Source organism: Hymenobacter segetis, from assembly GCF_038448715.1.
GTDB classification, from domain to species: Bacteria; Bacteroidota; Bacteroidia; order Cytophagales; family Hymenobacteraceae; genus Hymenobacter; species Hymenobacter segetis.
The window spans coordinates 119,266-137,202 of record NZ_JBCEVZ010000005.1; the positions used below are offsets into that span (position 1 = coordinate 119,266).

Annotated in this window: 14 protein-coding genes; 3 read left to right on the top strand and 11 right to left on the bottom strand. The window is 62.0% G+C overall.

What is annotated here, in order from left to right; translation table 11 throughout:
• Positions 1-33 precede the first annotated feature (33 nt).
• A complete protein-coding gene (locus AAFH49_RS03855) occupies positions 34-1,071 on the top strand; it encodes a hypothetical protein (protein ID WP_342296140.1) in 1,038 nt (345 codons plus the stop codon).
• Positions 1,072-1,188: 117 nt separating this feature from the next.
• Here AAFH49_RS03855 and AAFH49_RS03860 read toward each other — a convergent pair whose 3' ends face one another.
• From AAFH49_RS03860 to AAFH49_RS03875, 4 genes are all read right to left on the bottom strand, one after another.
• Entirely contained in the window at positions 1,189-2,760 is a 1,572-nt protein-coding gene (locus AAFH49_RS03860) for a DHA2 family efflux MFS transporter permease subunit (RefSeq protein WP_342296142.1), read from the bottom strand.
• Positions 2,761-2,914: 154 nt separating this feature from the next.
• The gene (locus AAFH49_RS03865) at positions 2,915-4,018 is read right to left on the bottom strand and encodes an HlyD family secretion protein (RefSeq protein WP_342296144.1); all 1,104 of its coding nucleotides are present in this window, start codon (positions 4,016-4,018) and stop codon (positions 2,915-2,917) included.
• A 55-nt stretch (positions 4,019-4,073) separates the two neighbouring features.
• Positions 4,074-4,523: a universal stress protein gene (locus AAFH49_RS03870; RefSeq protein WP_342296146.1), complete on the bottom strand. Its 450-nt coding sequence runs from the start codon at positions 4,521-4,523 to the stop codon at positions 4,074-4,076.
• Positions 4,524-4,542: 19 nt separating this feature from the next.
• On the bottom strand, positions 4,543-5,907 hold the full coding sequence (locus AAFH49_RS03875) for a TolC family protein (protein WP_342296147.1): 1,365 nt from the start codon (positions 5,905-5,907) through the stop codon (positions 4,543-4,545).
• A gap of 282 nt (positions 5,908-6,189) precedes the next feature.
• Here AAFH49_RS03875 and AAFH49_RS03880 point away from each other — a divergent pair, with 282 nt between their 5' ends.
• Both AAFH49_RS03880 and AAFH49_RS03885 read left to right on the top strand, forming a co-directional pair.
• Positions 6,190-8,325, top strand: coding sequence for a sigma-54-dependent Fis family transcriptional regulator (locus AAFH49_RS03880; RefSeq protein ID WP_342296149.1), 2,136 nt, complete (start codon positions 6,190-6,192; stop codon positions 8,323-8,325).
• Positions 8,326-8,407: 82 nt separating this feature from the next.
• Complete coding sequence (locus AAFH49_RS03885; protein ID WP_342296151.1) at positions 8,408-8,530, top strand: hypothetical protein; 123 nt, start codon at positions 8,408-8,410, stop codon at positions 8,528-8,530.
• 69 nt (positions 8,531-8,599) lie between these two features.
• On the opposite strand, the gene AAFH49_RS03890 is transcribed toward AAFH49_RS03885, so the two are convergent.
• The 7 genes from AAFH49_RS03890 to AAFH49_RS03920 form a co-directional block, all read right to left on the bottom strand.
• Positions 8,600-9,082: a DinB family protein gene (locus AAFH49_RS03890; protein WP_342296153.1), complete on the bottom strand. Its 483-nt coding sequence runs from the start codon at positions 9,080-9,082 to the stop codon at positions 8,600-8,602.
• Positions 9,083-9,142: 60 nt separating this feature from the next.
• Positions 9,143-10,216 (bottom strand): serine hydrolase domain-containing protein, encoded by a 1,074-nt coding sequence (locus tag AAFH49_RS03895; protein ID WP_342296155.1) that lies wholly within the window; start codon positions 10,214-10,216, stop codon positions 9,143-9,145.
• Between the two features lie 90 nt (positions 10,217-10,306).
• Positions 10,307-10,741, bottom strand: a complete 435-nt coding sequence (locus tag AAFH49_RS03900) for a DoxX family protein (RefSeq protein WP_342296157.1) — start codon at positions 10,739-10,741, stop codon at positions 10,307-10,309.
• Positions 10,742-10,900: 159 nt separating this feature from the next.
• Complete coding sequence (locus tag AAFH49_RS03905; RefSeq protein WP_342296159.1) at positions 10,901-11,185, bottom strand: hypothetical protein; 285 nt, start codon at positions 11,183-11,185, stop codon at positions 10,901-10,903.
• Between the two features lie 138 nt (positions 11,186-11,323).
• Entirely contained in the window at positions 11,324-14,215 is a 2,892-nt protein-coding gene (gene polA / locus AAFH49_RS03910; protein WP_342296161.1) for a DNA polymerase I, read from the bottom strand.
• 95 nt (positions 14,216-14,310) lie between these two features.
• Entirely contained in the window at positions 14,311-16,731 is a 2,421-nt protein-coding gene (locus AAFH49_RS03915) for a hypothetical protein (protein WP_342296163.1), read from the bottom strand.
• Between the two features lie 40 nt (positions 16,732-16,771).
• The gene (locus tag AAFH49_RS03920) at positions 16,772-17,917 is read right to left on the bottom strand and encodes a DUF4249 domain-containing protein (protein ID WP_342296165.1); all 1,146 of its coding nucleotides are present in this window, start codon (positions 17,915-17,917) and stop codon (positions 16,772-16,774) included.
• Positions 17,918-17,937: the final 20 nt, after the last annotated feature.

Below are 17,937 nucleotides of genomic sequence, written 5' to 3' on the forward strand. Positions count from 1 at the left end.
GGTAACTATTGCTCGCTTTGTTCTCCATTATCAGTGTCTTTAAACGCAACCTCTAGCGCGTTCGTCGCTACCCTGGGCCTGATGGCGGCCCTGGCCCTGCCCGCCTGTTCCACCCGCCCCGCCGAGGGCGAAAAAGCCCCCGATGGTACCACCGCAGCCACCGGCGATAGCGCCGCCAAGCCGGCCCCCGTCGACACCATCAAGCTGAAGATGCAGGCCATGCGCCGCGACTCGCTCAAGGCCGACAGCATTGCCCGGAAAACCGGCCAGTTGCCAGGCGCCATCCTGCCGGGCCACCGCATCGTGGCGTTCTATGGTAACATCCGCTCGAAGGGCATGGGCATCCTGGGCCGCGAGCCCAAGGACCAGATGTTCCGCAAGTTTGCGGGCGTGCTGAAGGAGTGGCAGGCCGCCGACCCCAGCATTCCGGTGCAGGCCGCGCTGCACAACGTGACCATCACGGCCCAGGGCTCCCCTGGCAAAGACGGCAAATGGCGCCTGATGAACTCCAAAGCCACCATTGAGGAGGTAATGAGCTGGGCCAAAGAACACAACTGCCTCCTTTTCCTGGACGTGCAGCCCGGCCACAGCACCCTGCAGGCTGAGCTGCCCAAGCTGGAGCAGTACCTGAAAGACCCGATGGTGCACCTCGGCATCGACCCCGAGTTTTCGCTGGCCACCATGCCCGGCGTGCGCCCGAACCAGAAAATCGGCACCCTCGACGCCAAGGACGTGAACTTCACCATCAACTTCCTGGCCCGCATCGTGAGCGAAAATCACCTGCCGCCCAAGGTGCTCACGGTCCACCGCTTCACCCGGAAGATGCTGACCAACTACAAAAACATCAAGCTCGACCCGCGCGTGCAGGTGGTGATGCACATGGACGGCCACGGCGAGCCCACCCTGAAAAAGGATTCGTACCACGACTACATCCAGACCGAGCCCGTGCAGTACACCGGCTTCAAGCTGTTCTACGAGTACGATGCCCGGCCCGCTCCCCACCACATCATGACCCCCGTGGAAGTGCTGACCCAGCTCACGCCCAAGCCGCTGTACATCCAGTATCAGTAGTCAATCCAGACCAACGAAAAAGGGCTTCCTGCTAAATGCAGGAAGCCCTTTTTGTTTATCAATAATGTAATCTAATCGTCACCTAATCAAGCCACATAGCATAGTGGTTTTGTTGATTTAGTGCGCGGCGTTCAGGTCGATTTTCTCGGTGGTTTTGGCGCGCTTGATGAGCAACACCAACGGCAGGCAAACCACGAAGAACAAGCCAATCATGGCAAACACCTGCGAGTAGGTGATGATGGATACCTGCTTCATCAGAATGCCTTCCAGAGCGTAGTAAGCCTGCTTTTGGGCTTGCTCAAACGGGAAGCCGTGCGCCATGAAGTTCTGTGTGAAAGCCTGGATGCGCTGCACCGTGGCGGTGTCGTAGAGCGAGATGTGGGCCAGCGGGCTGATGCGGTTCTGGGCAATGCTGCGCTCCAGGTACGTGCCCACAATGGCCACCCCGAACGAGCCGCCGAGCTGGCGAATCATGCCGGTGAGGCCGGCGGCCTGGCCCGCATCCTTGCCCTTCAAGCCGGCCAAACTCATGGTAGTAATGGGCAGAAAAATCAGGCCCATGCCCAGGCCGCGCACCATCAGGGGCCAGAAGAAGTCAGACTCGCCGGCGGTGGGCGAGATGACGTTGGCCATCCAGAAGGTGAAGCCGAAGAAGATGAGGAAGCCTATCGGAATCATGACCTTCTGAGGCACGCCAGCCTGTAGCATCTTCCCGATGACGGGCATCATGAAACCGGAAGCCAACGCACCGGGCAGCAGCATGTAGCCCGTTTGGGCCGCCGTGAAGCCCAGAATGCGCTGGGTGAAAATGGGCAGGATAAACACCGAGGCAAACATGCCGAAGCCCAGTACGAACGATAGCACCGAGCCCACGGCCAGGTTTCGGCTCTTGCCCAGCACCCGCAGGTCCACGATGGGGGCTTTGGCCGTGAGCTCGCGCCAGATAAAGCCCAGCAGGCCAATAGCCGCCAGCAGCGCGAAGCTGTTGATGTAGGCGCTTTCGAACCAGTCCTCGGTTTCGCCCTGTTCCAGCACCAGCTGCAGCGAGCCCACGCCCAGAATCAGCAGGAAAATACCGGCCCAGTCAATCTCGCGCAGTGGCCGGGGAATGGCATTTTTGATGCGCTCCGGGTCGCGGATGAAGGCGAGGGTGAAGATGGCGGCCAGGATGCCCACCGGCACGTTCACGTAAAAAATCCAGGGCCAGTCGTAGTTATCCACAATGTAGCCACCCAGCGTAGGGCCGATGGTGGGGCCGATAATCACGCCCATGCCAAACAGGGCCTGGCCCAGCGGCAGCTGCTTCGGCGGGAAGGTATCAATGAGAATAGCCTGCGAAGTGGCCATCAAAGCGCCCCCGCCGATACCCTGGATGAAGCGGAAGGCCACCAGCTCCCACAGATTGGTGCTCTGGCCGCAGGCCATGGAGGCCAGCGTGAAGAGCACTACCGAGAAGAAAAAGTAGTTTTTGCGCCCGAACTGCTCGGCCAAAAAGCCGGTCATCGGAATCACAATCACGTTGGCGATGCCGTAGGCGGCCACCACCCAGGTCACTTCCTGCTGCGTGGCCGAGAGGTTGCCCATCATCTGGGTCAGGGCCACGTTCACGATGCTGGTATCAATCAGCTCAAGCAAGACGCAGAGGACCACCGTCACAACGATAATCCACTTGGTAAATCCGGTTTCCATTAACTAGGTATTTATAGAGTTAAAAAGGCCGTCATGCAGAGCGCAGCGAAGCATCTTTACTGCTCAACTAATCCTGATGAATTGGATTACTTACTGCGGGCAAGATGCTTCGCTACGCTCTGCATGACGGCCTTATTGGCCACTGCCTTTTTAACTATTTCACCTTCACCACCGCATTCACGCTCATACCGGCGCGGAGCGGGTGCTCGGGGTCAACTTTATCCAGGGCGATGCGCACCGGAATCCGCTGGGTCACTTTCACGAAGTTGCCGCTGGCGTTGTCGGGGGGCAGCAGGGCGAAGCGGGCACCGGTGGCGGCCGACAGCGACTCGATGTGGCCCTGGAATTCCTCTTTAGGATAAGCGTCCACTTCCAGTTTCACGGGCTGGCCCACTTTCATGTCTTCCAGCTGGGTTTCCTTGAAGTTGGCCACAATCCAGGTGCGGGCGCTGCCCACGATGCCGAACAGCTGCTGGCCGGGCCCTACTACCTGGCCGGGCTGCACGTTTTTCTTGCTGATGATGCCATCCTGCGGTGCGGTGATGGTGGTGTAGCTAAGCTGCAGCTTGGCGTTGTCGAGGTCAGCCTGGCGCTGTTTCACCACGGCCTGGGCCACGGCAATTTGCTGCGAGGCGGCGGCTACCTGCTGGCGGGCCACGCTCACCTGGTCGGTGGCGGTGGCGCGCTGGGCGGCGGTGGACTTCAGGTTGGCCTGCACGGCGTCGTACTCACTCTGTGGGATGATGTCCTGCTTGCGCAGCATCTCGCTGCGCTTTAGGTCTTTCTGGAGGCGCTCCTGGTTGGCCTGGCTCACGCCGATGCCGGTTTGGGCGGTGCGCACGTTGGCACTGGCGGTGGCCACGCCGGCGCGGGCAGCGGCTACCTGGGCCTGGGCAGCGAAGAGAGCGGCCTCAGCGGCATTCACGCGCTGCTGGTAGTCGGCCGGGTCGATGGTCACGAGAACGTCGCCCTTTTTCACGGGCTGGTTGTCGTCCACTTTCACTTCGAGCACGGGGCCGCCCACGCGGGGCAGCACCGGATACACGTCACCTTCTACCTGGGCGTCGTCGGTGCTTTCGTGGGCTTTGGCAAACTGGTAGCGCGTGAAGCCGTAGTAGCCACCGCCCAGCAGCACTAGCAACATGATGATGAGGACAAGCGGATTACGCTTTTTGGGCTCTTCCAGCGGAGCATTTTCAGCGGCCGCGTTGGGGTAAGGAGCAGGGGCGTTTTGAACGGAAGTTTCGGTCTGGGCCATCTTAGTAAATATTCGGGGGCGGTGTTTTACGGAAAAAAGGAGGGCAGTGGCGACGTTAGGCCTGATTCACTGCAGTTTCGGGTTGGAGCGGGGCGCGGACCAATAAGGTGGCGCACCGGGCGGTGCGGAGCACGATTTCGGCGGTAGTACCCATCAAAAAGCGGGTGAGGCCCGTTTGGCCGTGTGCGCCAATAACAATCAAATCAGCCTGTTGGCGGTCGGCTTCGGCCACGATTTCCGGGGCCGCCTCGCCGCGCACCATGCCGGTGTGCACGCGGGACACGCCAGCTTCTTCGGCCGAGGCTTGCAGTGCTTGCATCCGGCCTTTGCAGGAGCCAAATACTTTGGCATCAGGCTGCTGGCCGGTGGGGTCCTCCTGCGGCTCGCACACGTGCAGCAGCCGCAGCTCGGCACCCGTGGCCACGGCCAGGGCCGCCGCATAGGCCACCAGCCCAGCCGACGCGGCCGAGAAATCGAGCGGACAAAGGATGGTGGAGAGGTTCATTGTAGTGGTCACGAACTACTTATTGCCAAATCTGCTCGCCGGTGGCGCGGCGCAGCTGGTACTGGCCCAGCGTGTAGTTGTATTCGGCCTGCACTAGGGCCAGGCGGGCCTGGGCGAGCTGGGTTTCGGCGTCCAGCACGTCGAGGTTCTGGCCTACGCCGTAGCGGTACCGGTCGCGGGCTTTGCTCAGGGCCTCAGTGGCCTGGGCTACCTGCTGCTGGGCATTCTCGTGGCGGGCCTGGCTGAAATCCATGTTGTTGACGGCCTGGCGCACATCGGCGCGGATTTGCTCCTGCGTGTCGGCGGTGCGGGCCACGGCGGCGCGCGACATTGCCGCCGCCTCTACCCGCTGCTTCTTGTTCTTATTGCCGTCATAAATCGGTACTGACAACTGAATCACACCCACGGTATTGAAGCGAATGCGGTTGATATCAGGCAGAATGTAGCCGTTCTTGGCACCGGCCTGCACGCCCGCGCCGAGGCTTGGCATGTTGCTTTTCTCGATGAGGCGGGCCTGCATGGCGGCCGTGTTTTCGGCGTCGCGGGCCAGCTTCACTTCGGGGCGGTTGTTGCTGGCTTTGGCTACCTCGGCCTCGATGTTCACAGCCTGGGGCTCGTAAGTCAGACGGCCTTTCACCGGAATGTCGGCCTGGGCGGGCTTGTGCAGCAGGCGGGCCAGCTGCACCTGCTGGTTGCGCAGCTGGTTTTGCAGGTCGAGCTTGGTGCTCTGGGCCTGCGTGATGCGCACGTCGGTAGTCGTCACGTCGAACTTGGTGCTCACGCCGGCTTCCACCCGCTTGTTCATTTCGTTGCGGTGGGCTTGCAGCGAGGCAATCTGCTGGTCCTGCACCTTAATGCTCTCGCGCATGAACAGGATGTTGTAGTACACCTGTGCGGCGTTGAACGCTAGGTCGCGGCGGGCTACCGTGATGTTGTCTACCGCCGTTTGCACCTGCGATTCAGCCACTTTCACGGTCGCATCGTTCTTGCCGAAATCGAACAGCAGGTACTGGGCCGTGAGGTGAAAGTCGTAGTTATTATTAGGTGCAAACTGCAGCGTTTCACCTTGGAAAGGCAGCTTCACCACCGGGTCAATGCGAGTGTAAGTCGCCGTGCCCGTCACCTGGGGCAGGAAGCCGGCCCGCGTCTGGCTCAGGCGGCTGGTCGAAGCCGCCGACAACTCGGTGAGGTTGGTAATGCTGGGGTTGGCGTCGAGCACGGCTTGCAGCGTCGCGCCAAGGGTCAGGGAGTCGCTGGCCAGGCCAATAGCCTGCGCGGCGGCCGGCACGCCGGGCTGGTTTTGGGCCAGCACCGGCTGGGCCAGCAGCAAGCCGCCGAACAGCGACAAACCGGCAAAGCCCTTGAAAGATTGAGAAGAAAACATAAGGCCAGGTGGCTTAGGGTGTGCCCTGCTCTTACCGAAAGACGTGCCAGCGCGGGCAGGATGACTAATTATCCTTTATATTGTCTGTATAACAATGCTTTAATTATTATTCTACTCGGTTTGGAAAACTTTGCAGCGTTTGATTGTTCCTTACATATCAGGAATTGGCCGTGTTTTGCTCCTGATATTTAAGGAGTTTTTAATGTGGCACCTGCCTTGGCTAGTGCCCGGTTGCACTATCCACTACACCTACTGCGCAAGCTGAAGCATGCGCTACGAGCTATGCCGACCACCGACGAAACCCTGCTGCTGCACCTCAACGAGGCCATTGCCACCATCCGTGAGAAGGACCAGCTTTTTAAGGTGGTCACTACCAAGCTGCGGCTCATTTTCCCGTTCGATTTTATCGGCATCAACGTGTTCGATAAGGACTTGCAGATGAAGCGGCTATTTCTGCGCGACTACTACGGCACCGATGAAGCGCCGGTGCTGCCCGCTGGCCTTGACCACTTCACGCCCATTGCCGGCTCGCCCATCGAAAAGCTGGTGGCCGACCCGCGCGTGCAGCAATTCACCCCCCAGCAATACCTGGCCGATTACCCCAATTACGCGCCGTTTAATAAGTTTGAGAAGCTGGGGGTGAAGCACATAACCGCCGTGCCGCTGCACATTGGCGGGCGGCTCACGGGCTTCCTCACGCTGGCCTCGCGCCGGATGCCCGACCTCACGGCGGCCGATGAAAAGCTGCTGGACAAGCTCGGCTCGCTCATTGCCGTAGCCGTGGCCAACACGCTGGCTTTCGAGGAGGTAGCGCGCCGCGAGCAGGAGCGCACCTTGCAGCTCAGTATCACCAATGCCCTGCTTAGCATCAAGCAGCGCGAGCCGCTGTTTCGGGCCGTGGCCGAGGCACTGAGCCAGGTGGTGCAGTTCGATTACTTTGGCCTGCGGGTGCAGCGCGCCGGGCGGCAGGAAGCCTTTGAAGGCTTTGCCGAATTCTCACGCACCGCCGACGACCTCTCGGCACCCCTGGTAGCGCTCGACCCCAACCGGATGAATGGGCTGAATCAATTGGACAGGTCGGCCATGTACCATCAGCTGAACGACCTACTACAAGTGCCCGCCCTCTACACCGGCGATGAGTTCCGGGCCCAGGCCCAGCGCTACCCGCTGCTCCGCCAGGTGTATGAGGAATACGGCACGCGAGCCATGCTTATCGTGCCCATCTGGCAGCGGCCCGATGGCGCGGCCGTGCTCATCCTGGCCTCGCACAACCCGCTGGCCTTCCGGCCCGAAGACCTGGCTACCGTGCTGGCCCTCACGCCCCAGATTGCCCTGGCCCTGGAAAACCTCTTCGCCTTCGAGCAGATTGAGGAGCTGAAGGCCCAGGTAGAGCAGGAGCGCACCTACTTAGTAGATGAAATCAACACCTCCGCCCGCTTCGGGGCCGATTCCGGCGCGTTTATCGGCAGCGGGCCGGCCTTGCAGCGGGTGCAGCTCCGCATCAGCCAAGTGGCCCCCACCGATACCACGGTGCTGATTTCCGGCGAAACCGGCACCGGCAAGGAGCTGGTGGCGCGCGAGCTGCACAACGCCTCGCCCCGCCACGCCCGCGCCCTCATCAAGCTCAACTGCGCTGCGCTGCCGGCACAGCTCATTGAAAGCGAATTATTTGGGCATGAGAAAGGCGCTTTCACGGGCGCGGTAGAGCGCCGCATCGGCAAGTTTGAGCTGGCCAACGGCGGCAGCATTTTCCTCGATGAAATTGGTGAGCTGCCGCTCGATTTGCAGGCCAAGCTGCTGCGCGTGCTTCAGGAGCGCGAGTTCGAGCGGCTGGGCGGCACCAAAGTGCTGCACTCCGATGCCCGCGTGATAGCCGCTACCAACCGCGTACTGGCCGACGAAGTAGCTGCCGGCCGCTTCCGGGCCGATTTGTACTACCGCCTCAACGTTTTCCCCATCGAGTTGGCCCCCCTGCGCGAGCGCCGCGAAGACATCGAGCCGCTGCTGCGTCATTTCGTCCAGCGCCTGAGCAAACGCCTGGGCAAGCCCGTGCGCCAAGTTCGGCCCACTGATTTGGCGGCGTTGCAGGCCTATAGCTGGCCCGGCAATATCCGCGAGCTGGAGCACGTGCTGGAGCAGGCCATTATCGTGAGCCAGGGGCCGTTTCTGGAATTTGCGGGGTTTGCGGCCGCGCCGCTGGTGCTGGCTGGTGCGGCGGCGTCACCGATTTTGGCCGCTGCGCCCATCAAGACGCTGAAAGAGCAGGAACGCGACCATATTCTGGCGGCCCTCACGCGCACCGGTGGCCGGGTGAGTGGGGCACAGGGAGCGGCTTTGCTGCTCGATATCAACCCCAAAACCCTGGAAGCCCGCATGAAAAAGCTGGGCATCCGGCGCACGGTGGGCGTGGAGGCGTAGGAGAATGGGAAAAAACGGCCGGCTGCCCGGCCGCTGAGGCTGCTGGCCCGTACAACCCTCATTCACCTAACCTTTCATTGTCATGGCCAATACCACCACCACCCCCAAGCACACCGACCCCGCTACCAAGCGCGACGAAAAGAAAAACGAAGAGGTTATCAAGGACAAGCCCTCGGGCAAAGCCGTGAAAACCCAGAAGAAATAGTTTCTCAGAGTACTGAAAAGAGCCCGGCGCGTCTGACGTGCCGGGCTCTTTTGCGTTTGAGGAATGCCTTTATTTCCAGGCTTTCAGCAGGCGGCGCACCAGGATGATTTCGCCGGTGTGGTAGGCGTTGTGGTCGGCAATGAGCATGGCCTCGCGCAGAATGGTCTGGCCGGTGCCGTGCGGGATGGGGGCCAGCAAGTCGGTTTTGGCATCGTGCAGCAAGTCGATGAAGCGCTGGCGGTCGGCGTGGATGTGGTCCAGTGTGGCCTGCCACTGCTTTTCATCCGCAGTCGCGTCCTTCACCGGCCAGTAGCCGGCCGGCCACTCCGGCGACTCATACTTCTCGCTCAGCGAAAACTCCAGAATGTCCCATTGCGCAATGCGGATGTGCTCCACCAGCTGCCAGATAGTATAAGGCACTTCCGGCACATGCTGATTCCAGATTTCGGGCGTGAGGCCAGCGCAGGCGTCCTCGAAGGTGGCGTGGGCGTTGCCCTGGGTGAGCAGGCTGATGAGCTCGGCGACGAGGCCTTGTTTGGTGGGGTTGTCCATGAGCTTCCTACTGACTTCATTGTAAATCGGTTGCACCGCCAGCTTTGTCAGCGCCCCGCCCTACTCCGCCAGCCACTGCGTGGCCCGGTACTCGCCCGGCCCGAAGAACAACCGCAGCAGCTCATCCACCATTTTGGGGCCATTGGTGCTATTGGTGAGAAACACCAGCGTTTCCTTTTCGGCGGGTAGCGTCATGTAAAAGCCTTTGAAATTGCCGTTGTCGCCCCATTGCCACTGGGCCAGGCCCCGGCTGGTGGTGGCCAGGCCCACGCCGCAGGCCCAGGCCATAAACGCGTCGGTGGCCGTGGTGGGCTGGCCGCAGCGCCGGGCCTCGTTGGCGGGCGTCAGCAGCAGCTGTGCCGTGGCCGGTTTCAGCCCCCGCCCCGTCATCACCGCCTGCAAAAACCGGCTGTAGTCGGCCCCCGTGCTGAGCAGGCTAAACGCCCCGTAAGCCGCCGAGAAGTGCGTAATGGGCGTCGGCTTGCCCTGGCCATCGTGGCCCGAAGCAGCATTGGCCGCCATTTTCTGCTGCCACACAAAGCTGCTGTGCGTCATGCGCAGCGGCCCGAAAACCTCCTCCAGCGCCAGCGTCTCAAATGGCTTGCCGGTGAGGTGCTCCAGGTTTTTTTGCAGAAACACGTAGCCTTCGCCCGAGTAGTTCCAGCAGCTGTCGGGCGCGTATTTCAGGCGGAGCGGAGCGGTGGGCCAGTCCGCGCCGAGTGGATTGGTAGCCCAGTTAGGCAGGCCAGTGGTGTGGCCCAGCACCATGCGGGCCGTGATTTTATCGGCATTGGCCGCGCCTTGTAAGCGGGGGTACGGGGCATAAGTCAGCAGAGGCTTATCGAGGTCAAGCACGCCCCGGTCGAGCAGGCGAAGCGTGACGTAGGCCAGTACAGCCTTGCCCAGCGAAGCCGCTTCGAAAGTCGTGGTGGCAGTCACGGCGGCGGGCTGGCCGGCGGTGCGCTGGCCCAGCGCGTAGGCGTACGTCTTGCCGCCGTGCGTGTACACCAGTTGCATGCCCGGCACATTGGCCTTTTGCATCAAAGCCAGAATAGAAGCCGCCGAGGGCGCAGGCTGGGCGCGGGAAATGGTGCCGCATAGCAGCACAAACGTTAGCAGGAAAGGGAGTTTCATGACCGCAAAGGAGGCGCAACAGCACGCGACCCAAAGTTCGGCGGAAAACCTAAAGTGGACGGAAGGTGGCCCGCTTTGTCCATTCAGGACCTATTTCCGTGGGGCCTTCTTTCGCTGCAACGCCGTCAAAGCCCCGGTCGAATATAGCGCCGCCCCCATCAGCACGGGCTGAAAAAACAGTCGGGCCAGCCGCTTGGCATCCGTATCGAGGCCGAAGGCCGAAATATGGTGGGTGTACTGGTGCACATTGCCGGGGAATACCGCCGCGTAGAATGCCGCCAGCCCAATGCCCATGCGCCGCCGGTTTTTGCCTTTCAGCAGCAGCAGCGCCAGCCCCAGCGCAATTTCGACCACCCCCGAAGCCAGTACCGTGGTGTCTTTGTCCAGAGGCACAAAATCGGGGACCTGCGCCTGAAAATCCTGCCGGGCAAAGGTGAGATGGCCGGTGCCGGCCACCACCATAAAGGTGCCCAGCAGCCCACGGGCTACATTCTGGAGGGTGGTGGTGTGCGGTTGGTGGGGCATGGCTTTCGGATGGAGAGTGGAAAGCTTTGCTATACGGCGAGCCGGCCACCCCGGTACGAGTATCGATGCCGTGGCGGAGCCTGGAGCCTTGCGCTGGGCAATAAAAAGCCGCCGGCTTGCGCGCTGCGCATGCCGGCGGCTGTTCACCAACACCATTGCTTACGAATGGCGGCGCAGGAGCTTCATGTCGGGGCGGCCCTTCACGCCCGCGGTCTGCATGGTTTCGGCGGCCTGGGGGTCGGCCATGAAGTTTTGCAGCGACTCGGGGCTGGCCATCTCGCCGTGCACGGTCACCATGTTGGGGTTGTCGTGGGCCTGGTACACGCCGTGGATTTTGATGCCATGCTTGTCGCGCAGGTCCGCGCCGGCATCAAAGTGCTGCTTCCAGGTGGCGAAGTCCTCTACTTCGTGGCTCAGATGGGTGTGAATGGGGGTGGGGACCATTAGAAATCAGAAAAAAAGAATGAATGAAATGTTCGCCGACTGGCTCCGGACAAGATAGGAGGATTTCAGCGAATACCCATATGTTCAATTCTTTGATTGTAAAGTTGTCGAGGTATGAAAGGCGACGACTCCGTTGCCTTAGTGCGCCTGCAGCCAGTTCTTACCCGAGCCCACTTCCACTTCCAGCGGCACGCCGTGGGGTAGGAGCAGCGCCGTGGTCATCAGCTCCTTGATTTTGGGCGTGATGTATTCGACTTCCTCGGCCACGGCGTCGAACACGAGTTCGTCGTGCACCTGGAGTATCATCTTGGTGCCCAGCTTCTCCTCGCGCAGCCAGTGGTGAATGTTAATCATGGCCATTTTGATGATGTCGGCGGCCGTGCCCTGGATGGGGGCGTTGATGGCGTTGCGCTCAGTGTAGCCGCGCAGCGTGGCGTTGCGCGAGTTGATGTCGCGCAGGTAGCGGCGGCGCTTGAGCAGCGTTTCGGCATATTCCAGCTCCCGGGCGCGGTTGATGCTGTCGTCCATAAACGCCTTCACGCTCGGGAATTCCTGGAAATACGTCTCGATAATATCCGTCGCTTCCTTGCGGCTGATGCCGATGCGCTGGGCCAGCCCGAAGGCCGAAATACCGTAGATGATGCCAAAATTGACCGTTTTGGCCTTGCGGCGCATCTCCGAATCCACTTCCTCCAGCGGCACGCGGAATACCTTGCTGGCCGTGCTGGTGTGCACGTCCTGACCCAGACGGAAGGCCTCAATCATGGTTTTATCGCCCGAGAAGTCGGCCATGATGCGCAACTCCACCTGCGAGTAGTCGGCGGCCAGTAGCACGTGGTTTTCATCGCGCGGCACGAAGGCTTTACGGATTTCTCGCCCTCGCTCCGTGCGGATGGGAATGTTCTGGAGGTTGGGATTCGTAGAGGAAAGCCGACCGGTGGCGGCCACGGCCTGGTTGAAGCTGGTGTGCACGCGGCCATCTACCACGCTCACCAGCTGGGGCAGGGCCTCCACGTAAGTCGAGCGCAGCTTGGTGAGCTGGCGGTATTCGAGGATGAGGGCGGCGATGGGGTTTTCAGCGGCGAGCTGGCTCAGGATTTCCTCGCCGGTGGCGTACTGGCCGGTTTTGGTTTTCTTGATTTTGCCCTTGCCGATGTCCATCTTGTCGAACAGCACCTCACCCAGCTGCTTGGGCGAGCCGATGTTGAACTCCTGCCCGGCCTCGCGGAAAATCTGGGTTTCCAGCTCCGCGATGTAGCCCTGCAACTCGGCCGAATATTCGCCCATGGCCACGCTGTCAATCTTCACGCCCTCGTACTCGATGTCGGCCAGCACCGGCACCAACGGGTTTTCCACGTCGTTGAGCAGGCCCAGCAGGCCCAGGTCTTTCAGCATGGGCTCGAAGACGTGCTTGAGCTGCAGGGTCACGTCGGCATCCTCGCAGGCGTAGTCTTTCACGGCGGCCGGGGGCAGGTCGGCCATCGTGATTTGCTTCTTGCCTTTGGGGCCGATGAGGTCGGTGATGGGCACCGGCGAGTAGTGCAGGTAGGTTTCGGCCAGCACGTCCATGTTGTGGCGCATGTCGGGCTCGATGAGGTAGTGGGCCAGCATCGTATCAAACAGTGGCCCCGAAATATTGACCTTGTAGTGCTTGAGGATGGTGAGGTCGTACTTGATGTTCTGGCCGATTTTCAGAATGGTTTTCGACTCGAAAAACGGGCAGAACTCATCCACGATGGCCTGCGTGGCTTCCTGGTCGTCGGCCGGCACGGGCACGTAGTAGGCCTCGCCCGGCAGCCAGCAGAAGCTCAGGCCCACCAGCCGCGCCGTCATGGTATCCAGCCCGGTGGTTTCGGTGTCGAAGCTCACCTCTTCCTGCTGCAACAGGAACGAGAGCAGCGACTTGCGCAGCTCCGGCGTGTCAATGAGGTGGTAATTATAGGGCACGTCTTCGAGGCGCTTGCGCGGGCCGGCGGGCGCACCAAACTGGCCGGTTTCGCCTTCTTCGGCGCCAATGGCCACGGCCGCGTCTTCGCTATTGCCGAAGAGTGAGGCCTGGCCACCGGGCACCAGCTTGGGCCGGCGCACCGGCTTGCTGCCGGGCGCGGCCACGCCGGCGGGCGTGCGCTCTGGCCCGCCGCCGCTCAGGATGCGGGCCGCCAGCTGCCGGAACTCCAGCTCATCAAAGAGCTCGCGCAACGTGGCTTCGTCGGGCGCATCCAGCACCAGCTTGTCGGCCTCGAATTCCAGCGGGACGTTGACGTGGATGGTGGCCAGCTCCTTGCTCATCAGGCCCTGCTCGGCGAAGTTGCGCACGTTTTCCTGCTGCTTGCCCTTGAGTTCGTCGGTATGGGCCAGCAGGTTTTCGACCGAGCCGTACTTCTGAATGAGCGTCTTGGCCGTTTTCTCACCGATGCCGGGGATGCCGGGAATATTGTCCGAAGCGTCGCCCTGCAGGCCCAGAATGTCAATTACCTGCTCCACGCGCTCAATCTCGAAGCGGGCCAGCACGTGAGCCACATCCAGAATCTCGGCCGCGTTGCCCATGAAGGCGGGGCGGTAGATTTTGATATTCTCCGTCACCAGCTGGCAGTAGTCCTTGTCGGGCGTCATCATAAACACCTCGAATCCTTCCTTTTCCGCCTTCTGGGCTAGCGTGCCAATGACGTCGTCGGCCTCAAAGCCATCCATCATCAGAATGGGAATGTGGAAGCCCTGGATGATTTTCTTGATGTAGGGCAGGGCGATGCCGATGTCCTCGGGCATGGCCTGGCGCTGGGCCTTGTACTCGGCAAACTGCTCGTGGCGGAAGGTCTTTTTCGGCCCATCAAAGCACACGCCGATGTGGGTGGGCTTTTCCTTTTGCAGCACCTCCACCAGCGTGTTGGTGAAGCCCAACACGGCCCCCGTGTTCATGCCCTTGGAGTTGATGCGCGGGTTTTTGCTGAACGCGAAGTGCGAGCGGTAGATGAGGGCAAAAGCGTCGAGCAGAAAGAGCTTTTTGGGGGCGGCGGTGGCGGTGTCGGACATAGGACGAAGGTACGGTTGCGGAAGGCAGATGGTCGAAAAAAGGCCCTGCTATTCGTGGATAGCAGGGCCTTTTCCGGGCTTCGTACCGCCGTACCCTACAGCGCCGGCTTCACCTCCAGCACGAAGCTGGTGCTGCCCGAAAGGCCATTCGCGGCCAGGCCCTGCACCACCACGAGGTAGCGCCCGGCCTGGTCGCCGGTGTAGAAGTCCAGCGCCTTGGGTTGCGCGCCGGTCAGGCTGATGTCCGGGTTCCAGTAGAGCAGGTTGCGCAGGTCGGGGAGGCGGCTTTGGGTGGCTTCGGGCGTGTCGTAGCGCGGGGCGTAGAACTCGCGGTGCTGCTGCACGCCTTCGTATTGCTGCACCAGCGCGTGGGCATCGGGTACGAAGCCTTCCAGGTCGCCTTTGTAAGTGGTGAAGCTCACCAGGCCGTTGTAGGTGGCCGGGCCGTGAAAATACCGGCCATCAATTACCTCCAGCTTCCGGATTTTGAGCGGGTTGATGGCCATGGCCTTGTTCATGTTGAAAACCGGCACGCCGTCCAGCAGCACCATGGGGTTGTCCTCCATCAGCACTTTGTTGGCGCGGTCAGCCACCAGCAGGTGGAAGCCGTCTTTCCGAATGCGCACCACCACGCCGGGCACGTATTCGCGCAGCACTTCTTCCAATACCTTGAAGCGGGTGTACTTATCCAGCAGGTACGTCTCGTTGGCCTGGCCGAAGAAAGCTGCGCTGTCGACCGGCCCGGCCGGGGCCAGGCGCCGGAATTTGTCGAGGTACACGCGCTGCACCTGGGCCTGCAGGTGCCGCCGGGCGTAGTCGGGCTCGAAGCGGCGCGTGAGGCCGAACGGCGGTAGCGGCTGGGCCGCGTAGCGGGTAGAAAACGGGTTGAGCAGCGTAATCTGGCAGGTGCTGTCCTGCTGCGGGTCGGTTTGCACCACGATTTCGCGGGAGCCGGTCAGCGACGGCAACTCGAAGCGGATGCGGCCGTCGGCGGTGCTTTCCGAGTTGCTGAGGCGCGGCACCAGGCTGGGCGAGGCCAGGTAGGCCACCACGCCCATCCGCGGCTGGGTGGTGCCCGCCTGCGTGAGCCGCCCCGTAATGACGTGGCCATTCGGCTCGGCCAAGTACTCGAAGGGGCGCGGCGCGGGAGCCAGCACGTCTTCCCAGCGCCAGCGGCTCCAGCCCTGCGTCAGCATCAGGTTGTCGGCGGCGGCGCGGGCTGCCGCGTCGGTGGCGGTGAGGTAGTAGCCCGGGTTTTCGACGCGCCCGTTCAGGTCCGCCGTGAGCCAGAGGTATTCATCAATGGCCACGGGTGGGGCGGTGGTGAGCGAGTCGAGCTGGTACACGGCCATCGACAGGCGGGTGGCGGGCAGCGCCGCGTCGGTGGCGGCCACCTGCACGCTCACCTTGCTGCGGGTGGTGTACTGCGCCTTGTCGGCGCGGGCGACCACGGGCAGGCGGTGGGGCGGGGCCTGAAAATACAGCCGCTCGCACACCGGCTGGCGCTGGGCCGTGAACAGCGTAAGGTGCGAAACACCATCGAGTAGCTGCGCCTTGTCGAAGATATAAGTGGCCTGGCCGTCACGCAATTCGAGCCGATGCGTCAGGGCCACTTTCTGCCGCGAGTGGCCCAGCAGAAACAGCGTTTCCGGCTGGCGGCTGCTGGCCATCACCGTCAGCGTCAGCTGCGTGGGGCTGGTTTCGGCGAGGTTCATCACATAGCCCTGCGCATAGCTGCGCGGTAGCGGGCGGGTGATGGTGGTGCCGGGACTGCCGAGTTTCAGCACGGCCTTGTAGGGCTGCCCGCCCTCGGTGGGGGTGAAGGAAAAGCTGCCCATGCCCAGTCGCGCCGTGGCGAACGTTGCCACCACCGCGCCCTTGTTATCCAGTACCGTGCCTTCGGCGGCCACTCCGTGGCCGGCCCGGTCCGTGACCTTCACCGCCACTTTGCTGCGCAGGTCCCGCACCAGGTTGCCGCCCTCCGGAAAGAAGCGGGCATCGTAGGTGGCCGAGTCGCGGCCGGCCGTTCCGGAAGCTGTGAAGGTGTTGATAACCGTCACGGTGGTCTGGAAATAGGCTTCGGGGCCGAAGTTCTGCATCCAGCTGGTGTAGGCGCGCACGTGGTAGCTGCCCGCCGCCAGCGCGGCCGGCAGGGCGAGCGAGCCGTGGCCGGCCGCGTGCTGCAGGGCCACTTTGCTTTGCAGCACGGGGCGGTTCTGGGCGTCAAGCACCTCCACGTAGGCCACGGTGCTCAGGGGCAGCGGGCGGGAGTAGGTGCCGTCTACGGCGTACAGGCTAAACCACATGGTTTCGCCGCTGAGGTACACCGGCCGGTCGAGGTGCAGGTAGAGCTTTTCGTGCGGGTCGCGCTGCTCGTACCGGCTGAGCTGGCGGCTGAGGCCGCCCAGAGAATCGGCCTGGGCGCGGACGGGCGCGGTGGCCAGCAGCCCCAGCGCCGGGGGCAGCAATAGAGCCGCTACCGCACGCGTCAGGCGTGGTTTTGTTTTACTAGCCAAGTGGATGAACATAGAAAGGACGGATTGCAAAGCGGAAAGGCTACGGCCAGAACGAGGGTTTCACGGTGCTGCCATACAGGCGGCAGTCCACGCAGCTGCGGTCGATGCCCAGTACGCCGCTGGGCACATAAGCCAGCGGGATGTTGTCGGGAGTGCCGAAATAAGCCTGGTAAAGGATGGGCTTCTTGACGGTATCGGGCACGCAGTTGTCGTAGCCGCTGGAAATCTTCCAGTCGAACGGCAGCTGGCTGCGCCGGATGAACAGCCGCTGCTGCTCCACCGAATGCACGCCCACAAAGCCCATGGCCAGCGCGGCGTTGTCATTCAGGCAAGTCACGTTGCCGGTGAGCTGCACCGGCTGCGGGTCGAAGAGCGTGCCGATGTTCTCGGTGTTCTTTTTCATCAGCTCCCAGTAGCGGTACTCGGCTTCGGACTGGGCAAACTGGCTGATGAGGATGCTGTAGGTGTGGCGCAGGCGGCTGCTGGTAGTGGGCAGGGTGCGCACCACGTAGTCGTGCACGGCGTCCTGGCTCAGGCGAGAGGTGTTCACGAGCTTGATGTCGGGCGACTTCTCATTGCCCCAGCAAATCTGCGGAAACCGCACCGTGATGGGGAAAAGGCCGCCCGGCGGCGTGCGGTCGAAGTTGCGGTATTCCAGCGTCGGAATGAGGACGGGAATGCTCTCCCAGGTTTCCTCGTAGTCCCAGCGGTAGAAGTGGGTCGAGCTGCTGGCATCGTGGGCGCTGACGTAGAGTTTGAGGCCATCGGTAGTAGGGCGCCAGGAAAAATCGTCGATGCGCGGCGTATTATGCACAGCCTCAAAGCCGGACTGGTACTCCTTGCCGCCCTGCGTGCTGATATGTAGTCGGTAGTTGCGGGCCGGGTTCAGCGTGCGCGGAGTGGAGGTGTAGGTGCCAGCCGGGCTTTCGGTGAGCAGGTAGCGCGGGCCGCCTTCCTCTTCGATGTACACCGTGGCCTTTGCCTCCACCGGCGGGGCCGTTTTGGCGCCGATGGCGTAGGTACGTGTTAGCCTGATGGTGCTGTTGCCCTTGCTGTTAATGTAGCCGTCGACCACCAGGTAGCTGGGCGGGTTCTGCACGGCCTCGGGCAGGTAAGGGTCGGTACAGCCGGCCAGCAACAGGCCCCAGAGTAGGCCCAGCGGGGTGAAGAAGGAGGAGGCGCGCATCTGGAATTTGAAAGTTGTAA